Below are 25280 nucleotides of genomic sequence, written 5' to 3' on the forward strand. Positions count from 1 at the left end.
CCCATCGGTTTGTAATCATGTCGGAGCAGCTTATCGTAAGCCGTCAAAGTTACCGCCGGCCGCGGAGAAACTTCCCATGTGGCAGGACTTGAATCTATTAACCTGAAAATCCTTTCCCAGTTGATTATAAAGGAAAAAAGGATCGGCACGGAATTGATGCCAATGCTGTAATAACTGCTTTTCTATGAAATCAATTTTCTCTTGATAGCTTTTCGTTAATTGTTGATAATAAGTGGATCCGGATTTGCTTACTGTGTTTTTTAAGCGGTATATATATTCGAGCAAATTATAGCAGGTAGTATATTGACCACATGCAATTAGAGCGGCAAGGGTTTCTTCTTCTTGTGATTTTGCATCAAACCATAAAGTTGTTGGCATTTCAAAAGCTGCCTGAGCGACGATCTGTTGAGCTCGTGATGGAGTTAAAAAAGGGAGATTTTTTCTGTTTCGATTAAAATCGTTCGAAAAAGATAAGTCATACACATGATTGGTTTTGATTTTGAACCGATACTTACCGCTTTCATAAGTTTTGTTGTATAGAAGATAACGTATCCGTTTAAGAAAAACATCATTGTTCAATATCAATACAGAAGCGAAACGTTCTTTGATCATTCTATAAATAACTACAATAGGGGTAGAGCCAGAATGTTCGAAAAGATTGGTAACAATATCAGACGAGAAGTTCTTGTTTAGATTTAAGCCCCCTAGGCGGTTCGTATCGCCTTCAATGAATTTCCGTAATATAGCCAAAATCAATAGAAAACATAGTGATAATACACATATTGTTGTTCCTATCACGACATTCAACTGTATACCACCTAATTGGAAACCTAGCGTTTTACTAATCATTATTAGTCCGAAAAGGAAAAATAGACACAGTATAACAATTAAGTTATTTATGGAAATAGCTCCGATTCCTTTATAGTTTTTATTCTCTTTGGGTAATTTATACGGTTCCATGTAATGGCTGCCCACATCATTAATTAACATTAGATCAAAAGGTGAAAAGGCCGTTTTCTTTTTGATTCTTCTCTTTTGTGCATCCAGCATACTTTCCAAGGCTTGGTTATCGGTTATTCCTCCATCCATCATTCCGATTTTGAAATCATCGGCTAATTTTTCCTTGGAAAAAGCCTGTCTTAATTCCATAATAGAAGGTGTTTTTGTGAAATCGGCAAGTACGTCGTCCACTTTAGCTTGACCAAATAACTTTACCAATTCACTCCGGCTTATTTCTTGTAACGCTATAGATAAGCCATCAAGTAAATTACGTTTATTTAAGCTTGTGAGTTCGCCTGTAGCAGCGATGGGCAAATCTACATAGGTAAAGTCGTCAGGAAAGATGACAGGTTCGAAGCCAGCGGGAAAACAAGATGATGCGGCGAGCAAGTCTGCTATCTTTAACTTGCCTGCCGTTGTTTGTCCCAACTTTATATTAAAATTCCCAAATCTAAATTGGATATCCTCATGTGATTTAACATCCATTTTCATTTTAACCTGTTGCCTAAAAACCAAACCTCGATAAAACTCAGTTGCATTAAAACAAACCTCTTCTAAATGTTTATTATGATCGTTAGGATGTAAATCTGACAATAGTGCACGTTTGAATAATAGATCGTCGTACGTAAGTGCAAAAGCATTGATAATATTTCTTCGCTTATACGGGTTATCTGTCCACTCCTTATCGTTATTTAATTTTTCAAAAACAACATTCATTAAAGCCATTCCGGACAAATGCTCGGTTAAATTTTTATAAAATTCTTTAAACGATCGACCTTGTGCTACGTGTAATGCATAGAAGGCATTGGTTATCGAGCCCCCTGATGCAGAAGAAATAAAGGTTACATTGTCAAGTAGTACTTGATCGTTAAGCGTATGAATAACATTCAGGTAACTCAAAACTCCTAAACTAAAAGACGCAGCCCGAAAACCACCTCCCGAAAAGGCTAAGGCTATATGATCAAAAGGAGTTTCGCTAATCATCGGCACCTCATCTTTCTTGCTAGTTGTGTTTAACGCATTTGGCATGTTTTTTATTTCAGGTTTCGAATAATACATATATAGGGGTTAATTTCTCTCGCAATGATCTTCCATTGCTTATCGAGTCGAATTAACTTCTTCCTGATAGAATCACTCTCGTTCCCTCCAACCGTTAACACGTAATTGCCTTTGGCATCGGTTCCCCTTTCGACGACAATAGCAGAGTGCGATTCATAAGCCTTGTTCTTTTTTGCAAATTCAAAATCATAACGCTTGTTACCACGATTATGATGAATGATATCACCAAGACCAGGTTCAATAGCTTGATAAGGGTAAGCACGGAAAACTCCGGTATCTTGAATCGCATTTTGGATGGCGGCGTGAACAAATCTCGCATGCGCCGGGTTAAACAAAAATTCTTCTCCTGTTGCGCCAGCCTTCTTAATACACCAAGAAATAAATATAGCCGACCAAGCCGTTGTCACACCAGGAAAGGAAAAGCCTAGGTCTGTCCAATACTTACGTATCTGCTTCGATAATTCTACATCACTCTCGCTCTCGAGATGATAGCTGTTATATTGCTCTTCGGCAATTGTAACTAACTTTTTAACGTACGCCGTAGCCATTTTTTTATTTAGAATAACAATGTTTTAGTAAAAAAGTCAACAAAAACTGCCTGCCTAAGAACATTCTTTGACGTCCAGATTCATTGTATAACAAAATTACTAAATTTATTAGTATTTTAAAACAAATATTAATTAATAAGTTTTTACGTGATATTCGTGTAACATAGTGATTATAATGTGCTTTTCTATTTTTTTGCTAAAAATATTAGTATATTTACCTCGAAGAATATAATAGTTGCTATGAATAACAAGGTAAGTATCAATAACTATAGTGTAGAGTCAGCTGGCATTACGAAAAGTTATAGGGAGGCGATATGTGAGTTGATTTGGAATGGATTCGACGCAAACGCATCCCTAATCAATATTGTTTTTAAACCAAACAACATCGACTATATAAACGAGATACAGATTATCGATAATGGCACAGGGATCCCTTTTTCCACATTGCATCAGACTTTTGGTTCATTTCTGGATTCTGTAAAAAGAGAATCGTTCAGCCGATCCTCCTATATACGTGGCAAAAAAGGAAAGGGGCGATTCTCCTTTATGGCTTTAGCCATGCAAGCTGTATGGTCCACTACTTTTTTTGATGAGCAATCTAAAAAGATGCTTGATTATGATATAATAATAAATGCGGCTAATAAGGATATTTATAAAGATAGTAACAGAAGAATCTCAAAAAGGAACAAAACGGGTACCATCGTGACCCTGTCTAATTTATTTGGGGTTTCCGGTTATTCCTTCAGCTGTTCTGCATTTTTGAGCTATTTGAAAAACGAGTTTGGGTGGTTTTTACTTCTTAATCGAAGTAAAGATTTCAAATTATGCCTGAATGACAGCCCTGTCGAATATGACGATATAATCGCCGACAATGAAGTGTTTCATCGGATAATTACCGACACACAGAATATTGAGTACACATTTAGAATTACGTATGTCCGGTGGTATGAAAAGATCGGCGATAAATTTTATTACTATTTTTTAAACACCGCACAAAAGGAACTTTTTAAACAGCTAACATCATTTAACAATAATGCCATTGGCTTTTATCATAGCGTTTATGTCGAATCGTCATTCTTTGATGACTTTACACCCAGTGACGGAGTGAATGCAGAACGCTTATTTGGAGCAAATTTAAATAGCAGAGTATTCAAAGTACTTATAAAAGAACTGCAACAAATTGTTGCCGATAAGCAAAAAAGTTTTGTTAGATCAAAAGGGGCTGATAAACTAATTGAGCACTTCGATCGTAAAGGTGTTCTTCCAAAGTACAGAAACAATAAGTATGAGCAAGAAAAAAGAAAAGATTTAATGGCAGTTATTAAGGAAATATACTGTATACAACCCAAAATTTTTAAAGGCTTAAATGAAACCCAAGAACGAACGAGCGTTGCTTTTATCAATTTGTTGCTTGAGTCCGACGAGCGGGAACATATTCTGTCTATTTTAGATGATATCGTCAATCTTACTCGAGAAGAAAGAGAAAACTTGGCTATATTGCTAGGAAAAACCTCTCTAAACCGTATTACAAGAACGATTAATTTGATTGAAAATAGGTTTGTTACTATCGAGTTATTAAAGAGGATGGTTTTTGATTTAAAGCAGTTCACTACAGAGCGGGATCATATTCAGCATGCGATTGCTGAAAATTATTGGTTGTTTGGTGAGCAGTTTCATTTAGTGACGGCGAACGAGAGTTTTGAAAAACTACTTTCCAAATACCTTTATATTCTTGATGGTGAAGGATCAGGAAAAATGAATGCGATGACAATGAAGGACCGGGAGAAGAACAGGCGGCCTGATGTATTTATTTGCAGACAGCGAAGCATTCCCGATCCTTTTTATCAGGAGGAAGAATTGGAGGAAAATATCATGGTTGAGCTCAAAAGACCTGCAGTTGTGATAGGTAAGCAACAGCTAAGGCAAATTGAAGACTATATGGATTTTGTTAGCCGACAGGATGCGTTCAATTCGCAAATGAGGCAATGGAAGTTCTTTGTGGTGAGTAATCGGGTTGACACATATATATTGAAACAGTATGAAGAATTTAAGAATAGGGGCAAGCGGTTTTTAGTTAAGTCTTGGGGTAATCTGGAGATCTTTGCCATGACCTGGGATGACATATTTCGCGTTTTTTATACAAGGCATAAATACTTGCTGGATAAATTGGACTTTGATAAAGAGGCTTTAAAGGACGAGCTACAATCAAAAGGAGTTGTATTAACTGCCGCAACAGAACTAAATCCTTTTGTAGCGTGTAAAAACAATGCCTGATTCCAGCTTATGTGTGCACTTCATTAAAGTTTTCGTTTTTTCGATATTTGATCCTAAAGTAGTAGGCAGAAAACATGGTAAGCAATAAGCCTAGAGCAGAAAGGGCTAGCACGCTGTTGGAGAAGAACGACACCCAACTTAACTTGATTTTTAAAATTTCTTTGGCGAAGAGTATGCCCACACTGCCGACATAACCGAAGGTGTCTGCTAAGTATATAAGAAAACCGACATTTCCGGTATGCTTAAAAGTAGCAATTATTCGTTCAAAAAAAATTGCATTAAATGGAATATAGACCATATAGAGACCCAGGCCCGTCAAAAGCATCCAAATAAAGGGGGAAACTTGTTGGAATAAAAAGCAAATGGTGGAAATACCGGCTAGCAAAAAGCCCAATGCCACAAACCCATGCACAAGGATAAGTGCCCGATAATTGTTTTTTATAAAAACCATACTGCCGATAGAAGCCAAAACAATTAATGTAATAGGTACTTCGGTCTGTGAAAAAATGATCGGTTGATTATAAAAACCCATTTCCTTCCACATTTCAGCGCCGAAGTTGTCCCGAATATCACGGAAAATCGTCGCGAAGGTATATATCAGCAAACATGTTGCCAGGCCGGGTAAAAACTTTGCCGAAAATAGATGCCGTTGCTGTCTATCCATAGGTCTTCTTTCAGTTCTTTGTAGTATGTCATCCTGATCTGGCAAAGGTATCTTTTCCATTAAGTGTACCAGAAAAACAAGAGGCAGGGCAAAAAGAAGTCCGGTAAAAAAGGGAACCCAAAACTCAGATAAACCAAGCGCTAACATAATCCATCCGCCGGCAGAGCGGGCGAATCCTGAAGCAAAGATAAAACTGACTGCCAAAGCGGCGCCAATGAAATCGGTTCCTTGTCTTCCCTCAACATACGAGAACACAATTCCCCATAAAAGTCCCAAAGGGAAACCGTTTACAAAGAGAAAAATGGCATTATACGGGACGGGTGTAAGCGCGAAACCAAGCCAACTTAACCAAGCAATACCTGTTAGCGAAAGAATAAGTTTGCTTCTTATCGCTCGTTTTAATTCAGCAATATATTGCACACCATAAAATTTAGCCAACATATACCCTAATACTTGACTAATCACGAGCACAGTTTTATAGTTATAACCGCCAACGGTTATTCCTTCAAATGTCGCAACCGTGAATGCCTTTCTATAGCCGAAAATTAGCGTATAGGCCGAAAACACGACAAAAGCCGTGAAAATGTTTATAATCAATTTACTTCCTTTTAAATGTTTTGGCCGTAAGAAAGACATTATTCCTCCTAATATAAAGCAATATAAGGATTGTCCGATTATTTTCGATATATGGTGTTATGTTTGTTAATGAAGTCAGTCGACGGACTTAAATAATAATAATTTTTCAATACTTGGGTAGTTTTATCTAGTTGCATTGGCTATCTTGCGAAGTTTTCCAAATTTCGCCAATCCTTAATAATTGAAGGTTGACATTATGATTACCTTAAATGTTTTGCAAACGCTTGTACATTATAGCTTACATTTTCTCTTTCCCGGATTACTTGCGAGGTTGTTTTTCAAGAAAGAGTGGAAAAAGGCTTGGGCAATTATGGTAGCTACAATGCTCGTTGATCTAGATCATTTACTTTCAAAGCCGATATTTGATGCGAATAGATGCAGTATCGGGTATCATCCGTTGCATACTAATTATGCTATTGCGTTTTACATGATGCTACTTTTTTTTCCGAGAACTAGAATTGTGGCGGTTGGTTTACTTTTTCATATGCTAACAGATTATCAAGATTGTATATGGAGAGAGTTTCTTTCGCGTTAATCTTTAATGTCTACCAATAACTCCTTAGGGTGTGCTGCTTTACGTGCGTGTAAACCAAGTATTTGTGGTATCTTTGTTGTTGTAAAGTGGGATAAAAAAGTTGGCGATATGGGTAAATTTAAACTGCATAACATTAATGTAGAGGCAACCAAGAAAAAGCTGAAAGGAAAGGTATACGCCCTATCCAAAGAAGGTCTAGAGCAATTATTTAACAAAATTGACCAGTTAAGCGTAAAAAAAGGTGTTGATCAACTCGGGCTTGAAAAGTTTATAAATCAATGCGCCATTTTCGCCGCAGGCTCAGGCGTTATTAGCGGAATAGGCGGTGTGGGCGTTATGGTTATTGGGGTACCCTTGGATACGATTAATGTTTTGGCTCAACAATTTCGCGTTACATTAGCAATAGCTTATCAGAAAACAGGAAATTATGAATTTCGATTCGATGATTTTTTTAAGTTACTTGCCGGATCGATAAAAGGAGAAGCAAGTATAGTGGTTACTAAAACAGCAATGGAAGAAGTTGCTCAAAAATTGATGATCAACATGGGGACAAGAGCTTCCAAAAGACTGGTACCTGTTGTGGGAGGGATTATCGGGGGCACCGCAAACTACCTCTATATAAAACGAGTAGCTGAGCATTTAAGAAAATAGGAGTCGTGCGTTTTAATCGTTGAAACTGTGCAATTATTGTGAATTAAAAAATAAAAAAGTTTTTATTCATTGTAATGAATTTTTTCAACTTCAATTTTATTATTAGAAATGAAAGCTCTACCCCTGTGGTAGGGCTTTTTTGATTCAATTTGATTAGATCTTTATGTTTGCTTTAATATAAGAACCGGACGATTCGAATTGTGAGCTATTGCATGCGTAATACTGCGATGCGTTATTTTCTTGAAAAAATTGTACTTTCCAGGTAGAGAGACTATTAAGTCGACATCTTTTTTTTCTGCAAACTCTAATATCCCATCCAATATATCATCATTGTCCGTATAATCGACCGAGAAGTTTAAATCCGGTAGTAATACAGAAAGTTTATTACGGTCTTCCATTAAATCGCGTTGCTGTTTTTTTATGCTGAATACATGCAATATCAACTCATCTTTATAAGTTGAAAATAGCGGATGCCGGAAGGCTTCAAGACGGTTCAGTTCTTCGAAATCCATAGGTAATAATACTTTACGGATTTTTCTATAGGTTGCGTTGGAAGGAACGACAAGTACAGGGATTTTACTAATTGTTACCAACTCGATAAGATTATCGTTGATATATCCTTCTTTGCTTTCCTGGCTATTACCTAATATGAGTAAATCGGGTGATTCTTGCCTGATAAGTTGCACAAGGGCTCTAGCGAGTGGTAACTCGCTTATCGCATGATCTATAGTGACCTCTTTTAATACACTATTGGCTAGCTCTTTGGTCACTTTATCTAGGTACTCAACAGATTCCTTTCGGCCAGCTTCCAGCGTATCGCCATCTAGACAGAGATATTCTGCGGTAGATATAATGGGTTGAAAAACTGACGTATAAGTGCTTTTTAGCAAGATTAGCCGAATAAAAGAGAGGTTTTGATGAGCAGCAGATACATACCGCAGCGCATTTTGTGTCCCCGAAGCGTAATCTAATGGAATAAGAATCGTATTCATACCCGTTTTAACATTTACATAACCATAAAGGTAATTCTTTTGTTTGTCAATGATTATCGAAACAAAGTAAAACAATATGGATAAAGGTTTTAACGAACGGGTAGTCTGAAAAAGTTGATCGTGGAAATTGCTAAGTAATAGAAAGCCTTATTGGTTGCGACGAGTTATGATAAAAGGGTGAAAAGATGTTAAGAACAATAAAATCGGTCTATGCTATTTCGATATAATTTCTATCTTTGCCGCTGGAAAGTTGGCAGAGTGGTCGAATGCGGCGGTCTTGAAAACCGTTGTCTGTAACAGGACCGGGGGTTCGAATCCCTCACTTTCCGCTAAACAGCAAAACCAGGCCATAGCCTGGTTTTGCTGTTTTTAGACTTTATAAATTTGATCCGATAAAAGTTGAACAATAACAAAAGATAACATGAACGATTTTGCCTTCAATGCCTGATAACTATTTGAGATATTGAGTGTACAATAAGGTTTTTTACTCTATTGACCTTGGGTGTTCTTATGATGTTTTTTGGGAGCTCTATCGCGAATTTTAAGTGCGTTTAATAATTCTCTTCTTTTAGCTACGCATAAAAAAATGCTACCCTTTTGTGTAGAAAGGAAATGACCAATGTGTCGCCATTTTTTGCCATTGCTTGTAATTTGGGGTCTATGATTAAATCACCACAATGACAATCTTTAGAATTATAGATCATAAGAACAAATAGCAGAGAACAGGCTATTAGCCCATATAGACTTATTTTGCCCAAGTTCTTACTTGATGTAGCCGTTTTGTGGTTCATAATGGAAAACTGGTTACACAGTAAAATTACAGTTAAGATTCTTTTGTCTCAACAAAGGATTAGTTTTTCTCTTTTTCTAGGTGTGATCGTATGTGAATATATGTGTAAATAAGAGAAGTAATGTGTTCTTTGTTGACTGGCCGACGCTCAAACGCGATACAGAATTTAAGATTTTTTTTCAGCTGACATACTGTTGTCACTTGGTCAAAATACTTTTGCTTAAGTAACTAAAAGCAATATATTATGGATACAGTAACATCAGCACAGGTAATTAATAAGGATGCTTTATTAAGGCATTGGCTCGGGCATCGTAATCTAACTCGACGCGTCATTGAAGCTTTTCCCGAGAAAGAACTTTTCGGTTTTTCTATAGGCGGAATGCGTCCATTTTCCCAATTGGCTATTGAATTATTGTCTATAGGCGGCCCGGCAATGGAATCCATTGTAAAGGACGAGCCACTTCCCTATAACGAAGAGGCACTCAGATTAATCACAAAGGAGCAAATACTGGCAAAATGGGACGAACAAACCGACGTTATTACCAGGTACTTTAATCAACTTCCTTTAGAACGGTTTTCGGAAACTTTCAATTTGTTTGGCCAATATGAATTTCCCATTATTGATAACATCTTTTATTTTATTGATAATGAGATTCACCATCGAGGTCAAGGTTATGTATACTTAAGAGCTTTAGGTATAGAACCTCCGATGTTTTGGGAACGTGACTAAGTATTAAGCCCTTCAGCAATCATCTTTGATTTGAAGGGCTTTGCCTTCCTCGTTGATCTTTGCCAGATGTTTAGTCAGCAGAAGCCTAGCTTTTTCTTTTAATGTTGAAGGTTCCAGTATGGTGGCTTTATCCGCGAACATTAGGAACCAGCGTACAAAAGCTTCTTCAACATCGCGCACTTCAAAATTCATGATTACTTTGTCAGCATGTCGTTCTTCCGAAATAAAACCATAAAAATTGCGGTCCCATTGGAGATATCTGGCCATATCTTTCTCAACAGCAAGTTGGACCTTCGTGACGGGTTGTTGCTCCTTCGGTGTCAGGTAAAAGTCCAATGGTTGGTGCTTTCGTTCAAAAGGTAACTCGGTGTTTTTGATTTCTTCTATTCGATCCGTCCTAAATTGCCTATAATCTTTTCTTAAGTGGCAAAAGCCGATTACGTGCCATGAATGATGCTGATGAAAAACACCAACCGGTTCTATGAATCTGCGTATCGCTTCGGGCGCATCAAGTGCCCGATAAAGAAGCTCAACTTGCGTTTTCCTAGCTATACTTTCAAAAAGAGTGGCTAATGCATGTGGCGCTTTTTCACTGAATTTAATTTGCAAAGGTTGCATAACCACTTGCGATTCGATGCTTGATACCCATTCCTTATCAACAGTCTTTAATGCGGTTTTTATTTTGTACATCGCCGAAGAGAAATAGTCACGGATGCTTTTATCGCTGAATTTCTGCATCAGTTTTTCAGCCGCTACTAAGCTGGTCGCTTCTTCCTTATTCAACGATAAAGGAGGGAGACGATAACTTTCAATTAAAGAGTAACCAACACCGGCTTCACTATAAATCGGAACACCGGAAATTTCCAGTGCTTTTATATCCCGATAAATGGTCCGTAAGCTTACCTGAAACCGGTCAGCTAATTCCTGTGCTTTGACCACTCGTTTAGACTGCAGCTGAATAAAAATGGCTACGAGCCTATCAAATCGTTTGAAGTTTTCACTATCCATCTTTTGATATTAAATAAAATGGTGGATTTTACTTGCATAGATAAGTAATTTAATCAAAAAGAGGAGTGTAAAAGTAAAAAAGTTGAACTGGGATAAAAAATGCTGTGAATCAGAATAAATATTGGCAAGTAGGTCAAAGCGTAGGGATGTTTTGGCCCATATCGCCTTCAAAATGAGAAAAGGCATTGTGACAATAGAGTTTTTGATAAATAATATTTGTTTATTAAAGAAAATTGCTACCTTTACCACATTATGAGACAAGAGAGTGTCAAATATTTTACCATTGTTATAGCGTAAACTTTCAAGGACGCTATTGTTAGCGCTACCGTTTCGTGTAGCCTATATTGCATACTTTTTATTCTTTTTTGCTTATACACGTACGAGAAAGGTATTAAACCTCACCTTAATCCTTATCGACGGCTTTATCAAATAATCTTGTAAGCGGAGTTGATTTTCGGGGTGTCTAATAAAGTCTATAATTGCTGTTGAGCGTAAACCAGAATAATTGTTCTCAATACATCTTGCATGTATTGAGAATATGTAGAAAGCCTGTGAGGTGCTGATATCTTCGGTAGCTGCACTAGGCAAATTAAATGATTGATAAATTTTTTTGCAATCTTGAAATGGAACAGGAATTAATTCAAACAATTGTTGATTTTTTAAAAATAATGAGAGGCAAGGACCCGGATGCGAGGAAGCTACGCTAAAAGCATTAGGTTTGGTAAGCGAGAGCCCTTATTTTGAACATATACTGGATATTGGCTGTGGAACAGGAGCACAAACGATGACACTCGCACGAAAAACAAATGCACAAATTTTTGCCGTTGATTTATTGGCTGAATTTTTAGATGTGTTGACAGAACGTGCTACGCGATGGGGCTTGCAAGATCGAATAGCTGTACACAAAACATCTATGGACGATCTCCCATTTCCAAGGAATTTTTTTGATATGATTTGGAGTGAGGGCGCAATTTATCATATTGGATTCGAAAGAGGATTGAAACAGTGGGGCACGTTGTTGAAAAGAAGGGGGTACTTAGTGGCGTCCGAGATTTCATGGACAAGTAACGAAAGGCCTCAGTATCTTACCGATTATTGGATGGCAAGCTATCCCGAAATCGATTTGATTTCGAATAAAATGAAATTAATCGAAGATTGCGGCTATATTCCCGTTGGATGTTTTACACTACCCAATGCCGGATGGGACAACTATTACCATCCAATTATCAAACAGGTTGCTTTATCGATAGCTCAACCAATAAATGATTCGACAAAAAAATCATTCATGGAAACGATCATCGATGAACTTATCATCTACCAAAGATACCGGGAGTTTTATAACTACGTGTTTTACGTGATGCAAAAAAATGAAATAAAATCGTTTCTAACCTTTTACGGAATCAAGTGCGATTCCGAGAGGATGCCGGCAGCAAGACTGCGAGTCTTGCTTTTGTAATGCCTCGTTGTTGCAATATGACAATTCAATGTCTCAGAACTGAGAAAAATCCTTCAAATTTGTACGATGGGAATTACGAAAGAAACGCAACAAAAGATTGTTGATGCTGCCATTATAGTATTTAATGAAGACTTTTCTGCTCCCTTAGAGCGGGTTGCAGAAAAGTCTTCGATAACTAGGAGAACACTTCATCGCTATTTTAAAGATAGGGAGGCGTTATTGGCCTATTGTGAGAAAGACATGCAGCAAAACTGTAAAAAAGCGATGAACGATGCTATGGAAAGTTCAGATGTGCCGTTAAAAAAACTGGAAGAAATGCTTTATGCTGCTATCGACTGTGGCGCGAAATACGCCTTTTTCCACAAACTTCATCACCGTGATGGTCACAGACACAATCAGAATGATCGAAACTGTGCGACTTACGAAGCGATTAACAACCGTTGCCGGCAATTGATTTTGCAGTTACAGGAGGATGGTTATATTAGCAAAAGACTGACAGTGGATTGGGTTTTGGCTTTTTTGACTAGTGTAGTAGCCACGACAATAAATACCGGGCTTTTGGGTAATCAGACGAAGATAAATTTAAAAGAATGTGCTTGGTTTTCATTCAGCAAAGGAATAGGGGTATAAAAAAATTTGCCTATATATGTCTCGATTTTGAGACATTTTTATTGATGATTAATCTCAATAGACATAATAAGTGAAAATATAAATAAATGATATGGAAAAGAACAACAAACACGACGTTATAATAGTCGGTGGTAGCTATGCCGGCCTTTCGGCCGCTATGTCCTTAGCTAGAGCGATAAGAAATGTACTGATCATTGATAGTGGTAAACCCTGTAACCGCCAAACACCCCATTCCCATAATTTTTTAACGCAGGACGGTAAGCCGCCGAAAGTAATTTCATCTATCGCTTTGGAGCAAGTGCTTGCGTATGATACCGTGAATTTCTTGACGGATGAAGTACTATTTGCCGCCGGGAAGAATGGGGCTTTTTTTGTTAGAACCGCTTCCGGCAAGCAGTTCGAAGCAAGCAAACTTTTGTTTGCTACCGGGTTAAAGGATATACTTCCAACCGTGAGTGGAATAGCAGAATGTTGGGGAATCAGCGTGATTCATTGTCCTTATTGTCATGGATACGAATATAGAAATCAGTCGACGGGACTGTTGCTAAACGGCGAATCTGTTTTGGAGAAGGCAAGGCTAATTCGTAACTGGGCTTCAGACCTTACGGTACTTACTAACGGGCCATCTACTTTTGATAATGCGGACAAAGAAACACTTTCCAGAAATAACATACAGTTGATAGAAAAGCCGATAGCTTTGTTGAAACACTACAAGGGTCAGCTTGACCATATTATATTTGAAGATGGTACTGAAATTTCTGTTAAAGCGCTTTACGCACCCCCTCGCTTTGAACAACAAAGTCAAATTCCGAAAAATATAGGTTGCGCAATAACAAGTACCGGTCATATTGAAGTCAATAACTTCCAGCAGACTTCTGTCCCGGGAATTTATGCTGCAGGCGATAATGCTACCATGTTTAGAAGTGTTTCTGCAGCTGTAGCTGCCGGCTCGATTGCAGGAGCGTTTATAAATCACGAATTAATAGGAGAGGGGGTGTAGATTACGATATAAAGAAGCACTTTTTGAAAAATCCCGTAAAACCGTTATTTAAATGCTCCTTCCGTGTCTTAGGGTATATGTCTATGAACAGATTCTTATTGATAAGTTTGCTGCGTTTAAAATTTAAAGGAAGGACTTTCTGTTTTTCGGGGCTAAAGAAATAGAAAGGAATACGAATCCATTAAAATAGAGGCTAAGAAATTTAAGAGAATTATTCGCCTATTATACTTATATAAAGGCAAGCTTCCGGCAAAAGAGTGAAATAAATATTAGAGAAGTCGATTCTAAAATTGACACAAGTTCTTAAAAGAATATTCCCAAACGCGTAAAAAGATGTCGTATGTTTATGAACTGATTACCGGTTTTAGAACAGTGACTAGCAATGGTTGTTTGACAAGTTTCACGCTCGTGGAGGTTTGATTCGGCAGTAGGTTTATTCCGCATCGGAAAAGAGAGTAATAACCCGAGCGCAATCATTATAGGCGTTGTGCGGAGTGAAAGAGTGTTATAATTCCTTGTACTGGTTTCAATTTTGATGCGAGCGTTGTTGCGAAGCATAATAACAATATTTCCAGTAGTGATCATAAATATAATGCCTTTTTATTATCTTTCTAATTTTCAACAATTTATGATTTTTTATTTATTGAATGAGTGTTCGAAATCGGACACAAAGTGTCCGATTTCGAACTTTTATCACTTTTTCTAAATCTGAGAAAAAATTGCTTATGTGTATTTTATACACTATCTTTGCGCTATCATAATTTAGGTTTATAATTGGTTAGTTAAAAGTCTTCAATCTCCCCGGTTGAAGACTTTTTTATATTAAAAGCTATAGTGAGGCCGCGAAGATTTGTGTTATATTGTTGATTTCCTTGTCACTTAAGTGTTTTCCGGATTGTATAATGATTTGGTATTTGAAAGTGACGGATTTTCCTGCATCCAAAGAAAAGTTCAATTCTTCTTTTCCGTTACTCATGGCTTTCTGCCCCAATGGATTAGCTGCAAATAAACCATAACCCCTAGCGTGCCAATAGGTGGGATAGCCTACGTTTTTCGGATGGTCAATGATCACTATCGATATCGCTTCACGCCCTATTTTTCCATCCAAATTGACCCACCTACCACGTGTACCCCATACCTGATCACCCTCTTTTCCCTCACTACTACGGTACTTTCCGGTGACTTGGTTATTATCTAGCTGCGCAACTTCTGTGATGTTGCCGTTAGCATCTGTGAATTTGGCTGACTCATCTGAAGGATGTTCCAACTCCCGTGCCAAGCGAATTCCTAATAACCCTTCTTTGTTGTCTGTAAATAAAACATTTTTTTTCAGTGCTGTTAATGTTGTAGTGAGCTCGATTGTACGTCTACCACTGTCAGTAGAAAATAAATACTGTGTGTTCTCTTGTAAGATGGGGCTGCCGGTTGGTTCTTGCCAATATTTCGTTACTTCCAGTAAAGCATGGTCGTTCGCAGTCTGAATCTTATTAACTTTGGCATGCTTAATGGTCCCGTATTGATTCTTTTTATCCGAAGGTATAGCGGTCGAATTGTTCCAGAAATCGAGACCATTTACGTCGCCGTAATTAAACCATAAACCGACATGGTGCGGATGATCCACCCGCTCCCCGGGTCTAGGATCGAATGGCCATCCTCTTGTGATAAAAGTACCTTCTGACGATCTTATAGGATAGAGTACCGGCTTCATCAATTCATCCGGATAAATATACGAGGTGAAAATCCGACCATCAATGCTAATATCTATTCTTTTTTCCTTTTTGTTCTCAACAATAGAAAAGCCTTTTTTTTCAACTTTGAAGCTGCTAACTAAGGCAATGCCAATAAACGCTAAAATGCTGATTTGTTTATTCATGACTAAGAATTTAACCGACCACGACTTCTTGTTTAGCGTCATCAAAGGAAACTCTTTTGCCTGTCTCCAATGCTATTCGTGCCATAATATTGGCCACACTGTGATTGTAACCGGCTTTAACAGATGCATTTGGTGTTTTTCTGCTACGTACACACTCCATCCAGTTGAGCATATGAAGCGAAGTCATTGGGTCGCTTCCAGTATTGGCAGCTGTTTCTATCTTAGTTGCGTTGGACAAGGTAAATGGTTGAAGCAAATTCGCTTGCATGCCCATTTCTGCAGCCATTTTAGCCGTTAATCCTCCCTCATCAGTCACTTGATTGGTGTCAAGATTTAACATGCCTGCATTAGAGTAATAAAGCTCTTTAATGCCGCCCGCCGAATTTGTAAAACGCGAGGAATAGAGCACCTGGAAACCTTTCGTTGGATCGTTCGCCGGGCCGTAATCCATGACAGCTGTAACCGTATCCGGATTTGTCCTGCCATCGTTCCACATGTAGATCCCCCCGTTGGCTGATACACTACGCGGATGTTCGAGCCCGGTAAACCAATGGACCGTGTCAATTTGGTGAGACATCCACTGGCCAAAGATGCCCGATGAATATGGCCAAAACAATCGATACTCTAAATATTTTCGGGGATCCCAAGCAACCTTGGGTCTGTTCATTAAGAATCGGTTCCAGTCCGTATCCTGTTCGCGAATTTCTTTAATTAACTGTGGCAACCTCCACCGTCCCGGTTGATTTACATTCCAGGTCATTTCTACCATTTTTATATCGCCAAATTTACCTGATCGGATGTATTCATTGGCTGAAATATAGTTAGGAGCGCTTCTTCTTTGCGAACCCACTTGTAAGATTTTTCCGGTTTCATTGACGGCCTGTAGCACAACTTTTGCATCTTCCAAAGTTTCAGCCATCGGTTTCTCTACATATACGTCTTTTCCATTACGTACAGCCTCGGCTGCCATCAGTGCATGCTGAAAATCCGCGGTACTAATAATGACGGCATCGATATCTTTTTGTGCGTACATTTCGTCATTGTTTCGATAAGTCGCGATCGACGTGCCCGCTTTTTCCTTTATAAAAGCAACGGCCTCATCTCTCCTTCTATTCCAAATATCGGATACCCCTACAAATTCGAAATTTAGTTTTTTAGAATGATTCATAAAACTCGGAAATAAGGAGCTTTTAAAACGATTTGAAAACCCTACAATGGCAACGCGAACGCGGTCGTTTGCTCCCAAGATCCTCCCATAGCTTTTTGTGCTGAGTCCCATTGATGAAAGGCCTATTATCCCCGCACCGATTGAAGCCTTCTTAATAAATTCACGCCGGGAATTTTCATTTTTTTGTACCATAAGTTTATTGGTTAGTAATAATTAATATTGATCAATTCTCAGACAAGAGCATTCGCTCTTTTATTTTCCTTTCGTAGACTAATAAACGCGCTGTAATGGTTCATAATTTTTGGTATACCTAACGAAAGCCGTCTAAGTATAGCGATTCAGTAGTCTTCAATACAAGTATAATAACCTGTTCTCTTTAAAAAGAATATTCCGTGTGAAAAATCTACGCAAACGATATCGTTCATATTACCGGGGGATTAAGCAAAGATCACGACTTTGTTTGGCACCGAATTCTTCTAAGTCTCTAAGTCAGCTTGTGTGTAAAAAAAGTATGACAATTTGGGATTAAGGTGTTTAAACACTATTTTTGTTGAATCATAATTTAGGTTTATAATTGGTTAATGAAACCTTCAGTCTCCCCGGCTGAAGGTTTTCTTTTTGTCTATCTGTAGTCATTAAGAAAATTGGATATTCAGATTTCTACACTTGTCTTGTTCAGCGAAGACTTGCCTCGATTTGATACGCAAACGGCGCGAAATAATGCTGAGAGGGAGCGAATAGCCATACACTGTTCTTTTTTGTACTACATATTTTGATTAAATTTTGCATCTTGCATAATGGAAAAGTCGAAACCAAATACTAAGCACCTTGCATTTGATTTGCCAAAACTCCATAACTTAACCATGGCAGATCAAGTAGAACTTAAGCTGAGAGAATATTTTAAGAAAAAGGCCTTTAAACCAGGCGACTTATTGCCTAAGGAGTTGGAAATCGCTGCTTCATTAGGTGTTAGCAGAAACATTGTTAGAGAAGCACTCAGCAGATTGAAGGCGCTTGGCCTAATTGAAACAAAAAAGAAGCGCGGGATGGTACTGGCTGAACCCGATATTTTGGGGTCTTTTGAAAAAGTGCTTGATCCATTGATTATGCCCGATAGCACCCTTTACGACATTTTTGGACTACGACTGGTTTTAGAAATGGGATTAGCTGATGTTCTATACATGTATAAAACAGATCAGGATATACAAGAGCTTGAGAAAATTGTAACAAAGGAAAAGCCTGACAGTGAAAAATTCAGAATAAAAAATGAGATAGCTTTTCATGGTAAGCTTTATGCCATGACGAACAATCATACGCTTATGCGTTTTCAGAGCCTGCTTTTGCCGTTATTTGACTATGTGGTTGCCTTTGAGAAAGATCACTATAAACCTGGAGGAGTGTCTCATGCCGATCTGTTACAAATTCTACGGGAGGGCACTGTGGAAGATTTTAGAAAGGGGATGCGTCTCCATCTTGAGCCGCATTTTGCTTGGTTAGAGCATCTCAAAAATAAGTAAGTGGGCGAACGACCGGCATAAAACGAAATACTTAGATCGGATTTACAGCTTGGCTCTTATGGATATAAGTGTAGCGTTTCTTCCAACAGTAGATCCGACTCCTATTAACAATTTTTAACAAGTACCATGCTAAACCATTCTTTTCCGTTTGACTCTATACGTATAAATAAAGTGATTATTAAAATTTATTGAGTATGAAAAGAATGATTCTAGCTTCCCTGCTATTCCTCAGTATGGGAACCATCGCATTTGCCCAGCAAAATCATCGTAAGAGGGAATTTAAAATGGCAGAAGAGAGAGCAAAAAGGCAAACCGAGCGACTTGCTCAAGAACTTTCTCTATCAGAGGAACAGAAAAAAGAGATCTATGCCATCAATTTGGATAATATGAAGAAGGTTGATGCCGAGCATAAAGAACTTATGCAAAAAAGTATGAAAGAGCGAGATGAAAAAATAAGTGAGCTCTTAACGGAGGCACAAAAATCAACCTATCAGAAGCTTAAAAAGGAAAGATTTCAGAAAAGGAAACATCGTGAATCACATAGGGGCATGGGGAAGTCTGCAGAAGAAATCCCGCAATCATAGTTGAAGTCATAACATAAATCAATGGCTTTCGATCAGAAAATCGAAAGCCATTGATTTATGTTATCTGTATAGTTGACAAAGTCAACTATATTTGGCTATATTTGTAAAAAAAGCTCATGCAAACAAGCATCATAGAAGAAGTTCGTGTATTTAATCGTTTCTATACAGATTTTATAGGCTTATTGAATCAGTACTTACTTGACAGTGCTTATTCTTTGACAGAAGCAAGGATAATATACGAAATATTTACAGCAGGAAATATACAGGCATCGCAGATTATGGAGATCATGCATATTGATAAAAGCTATTTAAGTCGGATCTTGAAACGATTGGAAAAGGAGGGGATTATTGAAAAGAGGAAATCAATACAGGATGCTCGAGGGATAACGATCACACTTTCGAAAAAGGAAGACAAGTTTTTGAGCACTTAAACCGGGCTTCGAACGAGCAGGTAGAAAAAGCTGCTAACTCCACTTAAAAGTACAGAGGCTGAGGCCTTAGCTTTTCATATGAAAGCTATTGTGAAAATCCTGAAAGTACATTCATAGTAATCGTATAAATGAATAGAAACATAACGATCAGAACCAACTTATTGCCAGGTGATTTAGGATATATAGCTTATATGCATGGACAGCTATATGCTCATGAAATGGGCTACGGATTAAATTTTGAAGCATATGTTTTGGAGGGCCTGAGCGAATTTGCTAAACAATATAATCCTGAAAAAGATGGTATTTGGATTTGTGAAGATGCCGGTAAAATAGTGGGATTTCTGATGGCCTTCGTCCGACAAGATAAGGTGCAATTGCGCTATTTTATCTTAGCGCCCGCCTATCGAGGTTTGGGATTAGGTAAAAAATTGATGAATTTGTTTATAGAATTTATGATGAATAACAATTATAAAAAGGCCTATCTATGGACAACCGATGAACAATTATCTGCGATCTCACTCTATATGCGTTATGGCTTTGTATTAACTGAAGAATTCTCTTCTGAGACCTTTGGTAAAAAACTGATAGAGCGCCGCTACGATTTAAATTTGATGGTAGTTGAAGAATAATCATAGTTGTTTACATTAAATGAATAACTGTGATTATTCTTGTTCCTATTGAATAATACAAACGGACAAGCGCCTCCATTTTTTATCGACCTGTGCTCCTTTTTCCCGAATGTGAGAAATTTTTCGTTGCTTTTGTCGTTCTTTTGGCTTGTTAACAATCCGTTAACAATGTTTAAAGTGTTGTTTATCAAATTATTACTTTCATTTTTTCGTAGGAGCCACTTGCAAGCCTTGTAAATCACAAAATTATTACAGTTGTTTGTGGTGTGAATGTCAAGGCGCAATAGTTTTGAGATTTGTAAAGAACCTAAAATAAATAACATATAACCTAAAAATTATATTATGAAAAAAACATACATTTTATACTAAAGCTAAATCGTTTTAATTATCAGTTATTGTATTGACCTAATTTGTGAAGCTTATCAACCTTGCTGGAATCGTATGGATGTTGTCATCATACTGACTGATTATTAATTCACCACCGAAAATTAAAATTGAAAATTCAGTTCACTGGGTCTGCTATGGTTTTTCCAAAGCAGAAAATGAACCATATGGCCAATATTTAAGTGATATAACCTAAATAATACATTATGCCAAAAACAATGCATGTGAGATGGTATTATAAAGTAGCCATTTTCTGTTATAGCATTCTTTTCACCCTAAGCGAGGGATCTGCAATGACTATTCAGGATAGTCTAGCCGTGGATAGCGTTAAGGCCTCTATTGACACGGTGCATCGAGAAACATCTGCCGAATTTACCGATCGTGCAGTGAAAACCGTTGGATCTACTATGAAAGAACTTACCGTATATCCTGCTGTGTCGCTTCAGCAATCTTTGAAGGGACAGGCACCGGGACTATACATTCAAGAGACGAGCGGAGAGCCTGGAAGTCTTCAGCAAATGTATGTACGAGGTGTTCCTATGCCCATACTGTCGGCAAAGGAAATCTATCAATCACAACCTTTGATTGTATTGGACGGTATTCCACTAATTGGAGAGCATTCTTTCGCTTATGATATCAAACAATATGATTTCAATCGAATTGGTCCGGCAACTAACCTGCTCACCAATATTGATATGAATAATATTGCTTCTGTACAGGTATTAAAAGATATGGCCGGCATGGCCTTATATGGTCCAATGGCTGCAAACGGAGTAATTTTGCTGACTACTAAACAAGTAGGGAGTAAACGTAAGATAAGCGCCAATGCTTACTTCGGATTTGCACAAAGGCCGAATGTGACGACGATCAATGGTGAGTATGAGAATGCGTTTCGGCAGCAATTTTACGATCTATATACGACAACAGGTAAATATTCCGCCGATGACGTCTATCCGCTATATCTCAGCGATTCATTGAATATGGATTACTATGGTCCTTCCAATTGGACAGACACCTACTATCAAAATGGCTTGCAACATGCGATTACAGCCGATATCTCAGGAGGATCGGATCGCGCAAATTTTAGATTTTCGCTAGGCAATTTGCGGAATGAGGGAATTGCAGATGGAACTGGCTTGGACCGCTATAGCGCTATGTTTCATCTGAATATGAAGCCGTTGAAATGGTTATTGTTTTCTGCCATGATTAATGGGAACCGTTTGGATAGACAGCGTAATCACAACATGCGGGATCGTTTTGCTGAAATCGGGTACATGCCCGATTTGCAGGCACCTTTGGCACCCAATAATGACGTCTATAGTCAGTATACAAGTCAGTATGATAAAGGTTTTGATAATAATTATACTAATATCATTCAGGGTAACGCCAAATTGGTATTCGACTTTAATAAATTCAAGTACACCACCCGCTTAGTAGTGGATTACAACGAAGGTTATCGTGATATATTTTATCCACGACCTTTGTTAGAGGGAAACAGTTATGCCTCTAATTACTATGGTTCCAACCAGCGGTTGATTTATGACAATTTCGCGAGTTTTGACTGGCAAATAGATGATCATCAGCAACTTTTTCTGCAGGCAGGAAACGTCTTGCAATGGGATACCTATAAGTATAATTACGCCTATGCCTATAAAGGGGTAAATGATTTTATCAAGCTAAATTTACTCAATTCCGATCCTAATAGCGACGACTATTTGTTGCCAACAGCCTTTCCGCGACAATTAGTTTATAAATTTCTAGATCGTACCAAGCAGAATCTGGTTTCTTTTTATGGAAAAGCTTCCTATAAATACGATGCTTATACCCTGTCTTTATTACTGCGAACCGATGGCTCATCGAATGCACAACCTACTAATCGCTGGTTGTTTACACCCGCACTTTCATTGGGATGGAATATCAAAGAAGCTTTGCTGGAGAACGATCTACGGTGGTCAACTTTCAACATGCGTCTAAATGCAGGCCGTTTAGGGCGACTGAATGCCTTTGACAATTTTTCACAAGGGCCATCGTATACGGCTGACGTGACTTTTACCGGCAATGTAACTACACCTGGATATAATGCTTTTGCGGTTTTAACGAGACCGTATAATTTTGGCTGGGTAGGCTATGGCATACCCTGGGCCTATACAGATCAGTTGAACCTAGGGCTTGATATCGGTTTGTTTAAGGATCGGATTACCGCGTCAATCGATGGTTATATTAAGGAAGATAAGAATCAACTTTTAGGTATTCCCGCCTATGCAGAATACGGTTATAATCTGTCGTACGAACCGGGAATGACCGTACGAAATACAGGAGTCGATGTTCTTTTGAGTGGTGAAATTCTAACGAAGGCGAAACAGAAATTAGGTTGGTCATCTTCCCTCAACTTTAATTTCAACCAAAATAAGCTGAAGGCTCTGCCGAGAGGTTTGGACAAGCTGATTATCGGTAATCGATTACTTCAAGTTGGGGCTCCTGTAGATCAATATTGGTTGTTCATCAATGATGGTATATATGCTGCCAATCAAGACGTACCACAAGTAGACGGTATTACACGCACGTACAACGGAATTACCCTTCAGGGAGGCGATCCGAACTGGCGGGATTTAAATGGCGATAACCGAATAAATGACGAAGATAAATCACTGATGGGGAATATCTTTCCGAAAGTAGTTGGTGGATTTAATAACCAATTCAGCTATGGAAACTGGTCGCTCGGCGTTAATTTCTATTTCAATTTAGGAAGAAAGGTAGTTAACGAAGAAATGGCTAACCGTTTTAACTTTATTAATAGAGAAGGCGTTGTTGGTGTTACTTCTATAAAGGAGATTACCTTTTGGGAAAAGCGAGGTGATTATAGTAAATATCCGCTTTATAATCCCTGGAGTACGGTCATTCCATACCACAGTAATCAAGATCTTTTCCTCGAAAACGCTTCATTCTTAAAATTGAGAACGGTGTCGATAGGATATGACCTGAGTGATTGGTTAAAGCGGAGATCTTCAAAGATTGATCATTTATATATCTATGGGACTGTGAATAATATCTTCACCATCACCCCATACAGTGGGCGCGATCCGGAACTGATCAATTACACAGGATACGACTCAGGGTATGGTATGGCTATCCCCTTAACTTACACCATTGGACTCAAAGTAGATTTATAACCTAGCTAAATAGTGATATGATTTGGAGAAATAGAATATATAGAAACGTGCTAACGCCGCTCTTCCTAACAATTTTACTGGCATCTGGCTGCAAAAAGATGTTAGATGTGGATTCGACGCGTGTGGTAAATGAAGAGAATATGTGGAGGAATATGGAAGATTCCAGAGCGGCTCTGATTGGTGTTTACGGTTTGGTCCGGGCTGCCTTGGCTGATTATAACGCTTATTGGATTTACGGTGACGTTCGTGCCGGTGATTTTGTTGCACCAACGCGGCAGGATCTAAAAGCAATTATCGCGAACCAACTGACGGCTTCATATCCTGCAATTGAAGCCATGTCAAATTGGAGAAGATGGTATGCTGTTGTTAATGCTGCCAATGTTTTTTTGGAACGTATTCATGAGGTCAAAGAGAATGACGAGCGTTATTCCGATAATAATATGACTGTCGATATTGCACAAATTAGATTTCTAAGGGCCTTCGCGTATTTCTATATGGTTCGTGTTTGGGGGGATGTGCCCTTAATTATTTCATCTCATGACGGTGACTTCCAAAACAAAGCCCGTGATAATCAGGACAAAGTACTCACTTGGGCAGAACAGGAAATGTTAGCTGCAGCTGCAGACCTACCCTATCTCTATAGCTTAAGCGATGAACAACAATTAGGCGACTATTACAATGAAAGTGCTGGTCGCTGGTCCGGCGCACTCGCGCGTAAACTTACAGCTTATGCTTTGCTTGCGCATTTAGCGGCTTGGCAGGGAAATTATCCCGATGTGGCCACCTATACCAAGTTTATTATGGATAATTATTCCAAAGGGCGTATGGGATATACAAGCACAGGCGATTTGACCAATGCAAACGGTTTTTTCTTCGGAAAAAGAGATAATCATCTTTTCGGTTTTAATTTTGACTGGGGGCATGTAGACGCCTCGTTTACCGGGCATTTAGAAGAACTTACGCTTGCTGCCCCGGTTGTAAACAAAAGTGTACCGGATATCTACTTAACAAAAGATTCCATCTTATCTGTTTTTAACGAAATTGGAGACGAACGATTTAGTTTAGATACCTTAGGCAATCCCCTTACTGAAAACTATTTTACCAACTTCAATGGTAAATACCCCATTTTCAGTAAAGTAAAATGCATCATGGGCGGTTCAACGGCTGATCCTAGTTTCCGAATCTTTTCAAGTGCCATTGTTTTAACTCGATTGGAAGATATTACGCTGTTAAGAGCTGAAGCACTGGCGGTGTTAGGCGAAAGAAATGAAGCCGTTGAACAGTTAAATGTAATCCGTGAATTACGTGGACTTGATCTGTATAATGAAACAGTCAATGGCAGTCTGATCGACGCCATTTTTAAGGAGCGAAAACGGGAGTTGATAGGCGAGGGGCATCGATGGTATGATTTAATTCGCTATAACCGCATTCGCAATAACGATCCTGCATTCACGAAGCTTATTAATGAAGGGGGAATTTATTGGCCTATTAACAGGTCATTACTATCACAGAACGATCAACTGGAACAGAATGCTTACTGGAAATAAGTATA

20 protein-coding genes and 1 tRNA gene are annotated in these 25280 nt (G+C 38.4%); 14 read left to right on the top strand and 7 right to left on the bottom strand.

What is annotated here, in order from left to right; genetic code table 11:
- Positions 1 to 30 precede the first annotated feature (30 nt).
- Positions 31 to 2058: a patatin-like phospholipase family protein gene (locus tag QT327_RS09135; RefSeq protein ID WP_289552652.1), complete on the bottom strand. Its 2028-nt coding sequence runs from the start codon at positions 2056 to 2058 to the stop codon at positions 31 to 33.
- Positions 2034 to 2606: a DUF2272 domain-containing protein gene (locus QT327_RS09140; RefSeq protein ID WP_013665995.1), complete on the bottom strand. Its 573-nt coding sequence runs from the start codon at positions 2604 to 2606 to the stop codon at positions 2034 to 2036. The genes QT327_RS09135 and QT327_RS09140 overlap by 25 nt, the downstream gene beginning before the upstream one ends.
- A gap of 240 nt (positions 2607 to 2846) precedes the next feature.
- Here QT327_RS09140 and QT327_RS09145 point away from each other — a divergent pair, with 240 nt between their 5' ends.
- Complete coding sequence (locus tag QT327_RS09145) at positions 2847 to 4880, top strand: ATP-binding protein (RefSeq protein WP_130857678.1); 2034 nt, start codon at positions 2847 to 2849, stop codon at positions 4878 to 4880.
- A gap of 7 nt (positions 4881 to 4887) precedes the next feature.
- Here the strand turns inward: QT327_RS09145 and QT327_RS09150 are convergent, their stop codons facing one another.
- Positions 4888 to 6141: a DUF5690 family protein gene (locus QT327_RS09150; protein WP_242627360.1), complete on the bottom strand. Its 1254-nt coding sequence runs from the start codon at positions 6139 to 6141 to the stop codon at positions 4888 to 4890.
- A gap of 235 nt (positions 6142 to 6376) precedes the next feature.
- Here QT327_RS09150 and QT327_RS09155 point away from each other — a divergent pair, with 235 nt between their 5' ends.
- Positions 6377 to 6715 carry a DUF6122 family protein gene (locus tag QT327_RS09155; protein WP_289552654.1) on the top strand — a complete coding sequence of 113 codons (339 nt, stop codon included), beginning with the start codon at positions 6377 to 6379 and terminating at the stop codon, positions 6713 to 6715.
- 108 nt (positions 6716 to 6823) lie between these two features.
- The gene (locus QT327_RS09160; protein ID WP_242627359.1) at positions 6824 to 7366 is read left to right on the top strand and encodes an EcsC family protein; all 543 of its coding nucleotides are present in this window, start codon (positions 6824 to 6826) and stop codon (positions 7364 to 7366) included.
- A gap of 161 nt (positions 7367 to 7527) precedes the next feature.
- Here QT327_RS09160 and QT327_RS09165 read toward each other — a convergent pair whose 3' ends face one another.
- Positions 7528 to 8358 carry a universal stress protein gene (locus tag QT327_RS09165; RefSeq protein ID WP_130857675.1) on the bottom strand — a complete coding sequence of 277 codons (831 nt, stop codon included), beginning with the start codon at positions 8356 to 8358 and terminating at the stop codon, positions 7528 to 7530.
- A 244-nt stretch (positions 8359 to 8602) separates the two neighbouring features.
- Between QT327_RS09165 and QT327_RS09170 the strand changes: the two genes are divergently transcribed.
- Together QT327_RS09170 and QT327_RS09175 are read left to right on the top strand one after the other, a co-directional pair.
- Positions 8603 to 8687, top strand: a tRNA-Ser gene (locus QT327_RS09170).
- 705 nt (positions 8688 to 9392) lie between these two features.
- Complete coding sequence (locus tag QT327_RS09175) at positions 9393 to 9878, top strand: DinB family protein (protein WP_289552656.1); 486 nt, start codon at positions 9393 to 9395, stop codon at positions 9876 to 9878.
- Between the two features lie 12 nt (positions 9879 to 9890).
- On the opposite strand, the gene QT327_RS09180 is transcribed toward QT327_RS09175, so the two are convergent.
- A complete protein-coding gene (locus QT327_RS09180) occupies positions 9891 to 10886 on the bottom strand; it encodes a helix-turn-helix transcriptional regulator (protein ID WP_130857673.1) in 996 nt (331 codons plus the stop codon).
- Between the two features lie 718 nt (positions 10887 to 11604).
- On the opposite strand from QT327_RS09180, the gene QT327_RS09185 reads away from it, so the two are divergent.
- The 3 genes from QT327_RS09185 to QT327_RS09195 all read left to right on the top strand — a co-directional run bounded on the left by QT327_RS09185 (position 11605) and on the right by QT327_RS09195 (position 13972).
- On the top strand, positions 11605 to 12342 hold the full coding sequence (locus tag QT327_RS09185) for an SAM-dependent methyltransferase (protein WP_289552657.1): 738 nt from the start codon (positions 11605 to 11607) through the stop codon (positions 12340 to 12342).
- 66 nt (positions 12343 to 12408) lie between these two features.
- Positions 12409 to 12972 carry a TetR/AcrR family transcriptional regulator gene (locus QT327_RS09190; RefSeq protein WP_130857672.1) on the top strand — a complete coding sequence of 188 codons (564 nt, stop codon included), beginning with the start codon at positions 12409 to 12411 and terminating at the stop codon, positions 12970 to 12972.
- Positions 12973 to 13063: 91 nt separating this feature from the next.
- Positions 13064 to 13972, top strand: a complete 909-nt coding sequence (locus tag QT327_RS09195; RefSeq protein WP_130857671.1) for an NAD(P)/FAD-dependent oxidoreductase — start codon at positions 13064 to 13066, stop codon at positions 13970 to 13972.
- Between the two features lie 829 nt (positions 13973 to 14801).
- On the opposite strand, the gene QT327_RS09200 is transcribed toward QT327_RS09195, so the two are convergent.
- Positions 14802 to 15845 carry a DUF6807 domain-containing protein gene (locus tag QT327_RS09200; protein WP_130857670.1) on the bottom strand — a complete coding sequence of 348 codons (1044 nt, stop codon included), beginning with the start codon at positions 15843 to 15845 and terminating at the stop codon, positions 14802 to 14804.
- 10 nt (positions 15846 to 15855) lie between these two features.
- Positions 15856 to 17205 (bottom strand): Gfo/Idh/MocA family protein, encoded by a 1350-nt coding sequence (locus QT327_RS09205; protein WP_013666008.1) that lies wholly within the window; start codon positions 17203 to 17205, stop codon positions 15856 to 15858.
- Positions 17206 to 17876: 671 nt separating this feature from the next.
- Between QT327_RS09205 and QT327_RS09210 the strand changes: the two genes are divergently transcribed.
- The 6 genes from QT327_RS09210 (at position 17877) to QT327_RS09235 (ending at position 25275) form a co-directional block, all read left to right on the top strand.
- The gene (locus QT327_RS09210) at positions 17877 to 18530 is read left to right on the top strand and encodes a FadR/GntR family transcriptional regulator (protein ID WP_242627358.1); all 654 of its coding nucleotides are present in this window, start codon (positions 17877 to 17879) and stop codon (positions 18528 to 18530) included.
- A gap of 194 nt (positions 18531 to 18724) precedes the next feature.
- Positions 18725 to 19114: a DUF4890 domain-containing protein gene (locus QT327_RS09215; RefSeq protein WP_130857668.1), complete on the top strand. Its 390-nt coding sequence runs from the start codon at positions 18725 to 18727 to the stop codon at positions 19112 to 19114.
- Positions 19115 to 19230: 116 nt separating this feature from the next.
- Positions 19231 to 19545 carry a MarR family winged helix-turn-helix transcriptional regulator gene (locus QT327_RS09220; protein ID WP_289552660.1) on the top strand — a complete coding sequence of 105 codons (315 nt, stop codon included), beginning with the start codon at positions 19231 to 19233 and terminating at the stop codon, positions 19543 to 19545.
- 128 nt (positions 19546 to 19673) lie between these two features.
- Complete coding sequence (locus QT327_RS09225; RefSeq protein WP_130857667.1) at positions 19674 to 20174, top strand: GNAT family N-acetyltransferase; 501 nt, start codon at positions 19674 to 19676, stop codon at positions 20172 to 20174.
- A gap of 590 nt (positions 20175 to 20764) precedes the next feature.
- Positions 20765 to 23728 carry a SusC/RagA family TonB-linked outer membrane protein gene (locus QT327_RS09230; protein ID WP_130857666.1) on the top strand — a complete coding sequence of 988 codons (2964 nt, stop codon included), beginning with the start codon at positions 20765 to 20767 and terminating at the stop codon, positions 23726 to 23728.
- A 17-nt stretch (positions 23729 to 23745) separates the two neighbouring features.
- Positions 23746 to 25275: a RagB/SusD family nutrient uptake outer membrane protein gene (locus QT327_RS09235; RefSeq protein WP_130857665.1), complete on the top strand. Its 1530-nt coding sequence runs from the start codon at positions 23746 to 23748 to the stop codon at positions 25273 to 25275.
- Positions 25276 to 25280 lie beyond the last annotated feature (5 nt).

It is taken from the genome of Olivibacter sp. 47, from assembly GCF_030372825.1.
Lineage (GTDB): Bacteria > Bacteroidota > Bacteroidia > Sphingobacteriales > Sphingobacteriaceae > Olivibacter > Olivibacter oleidegradans.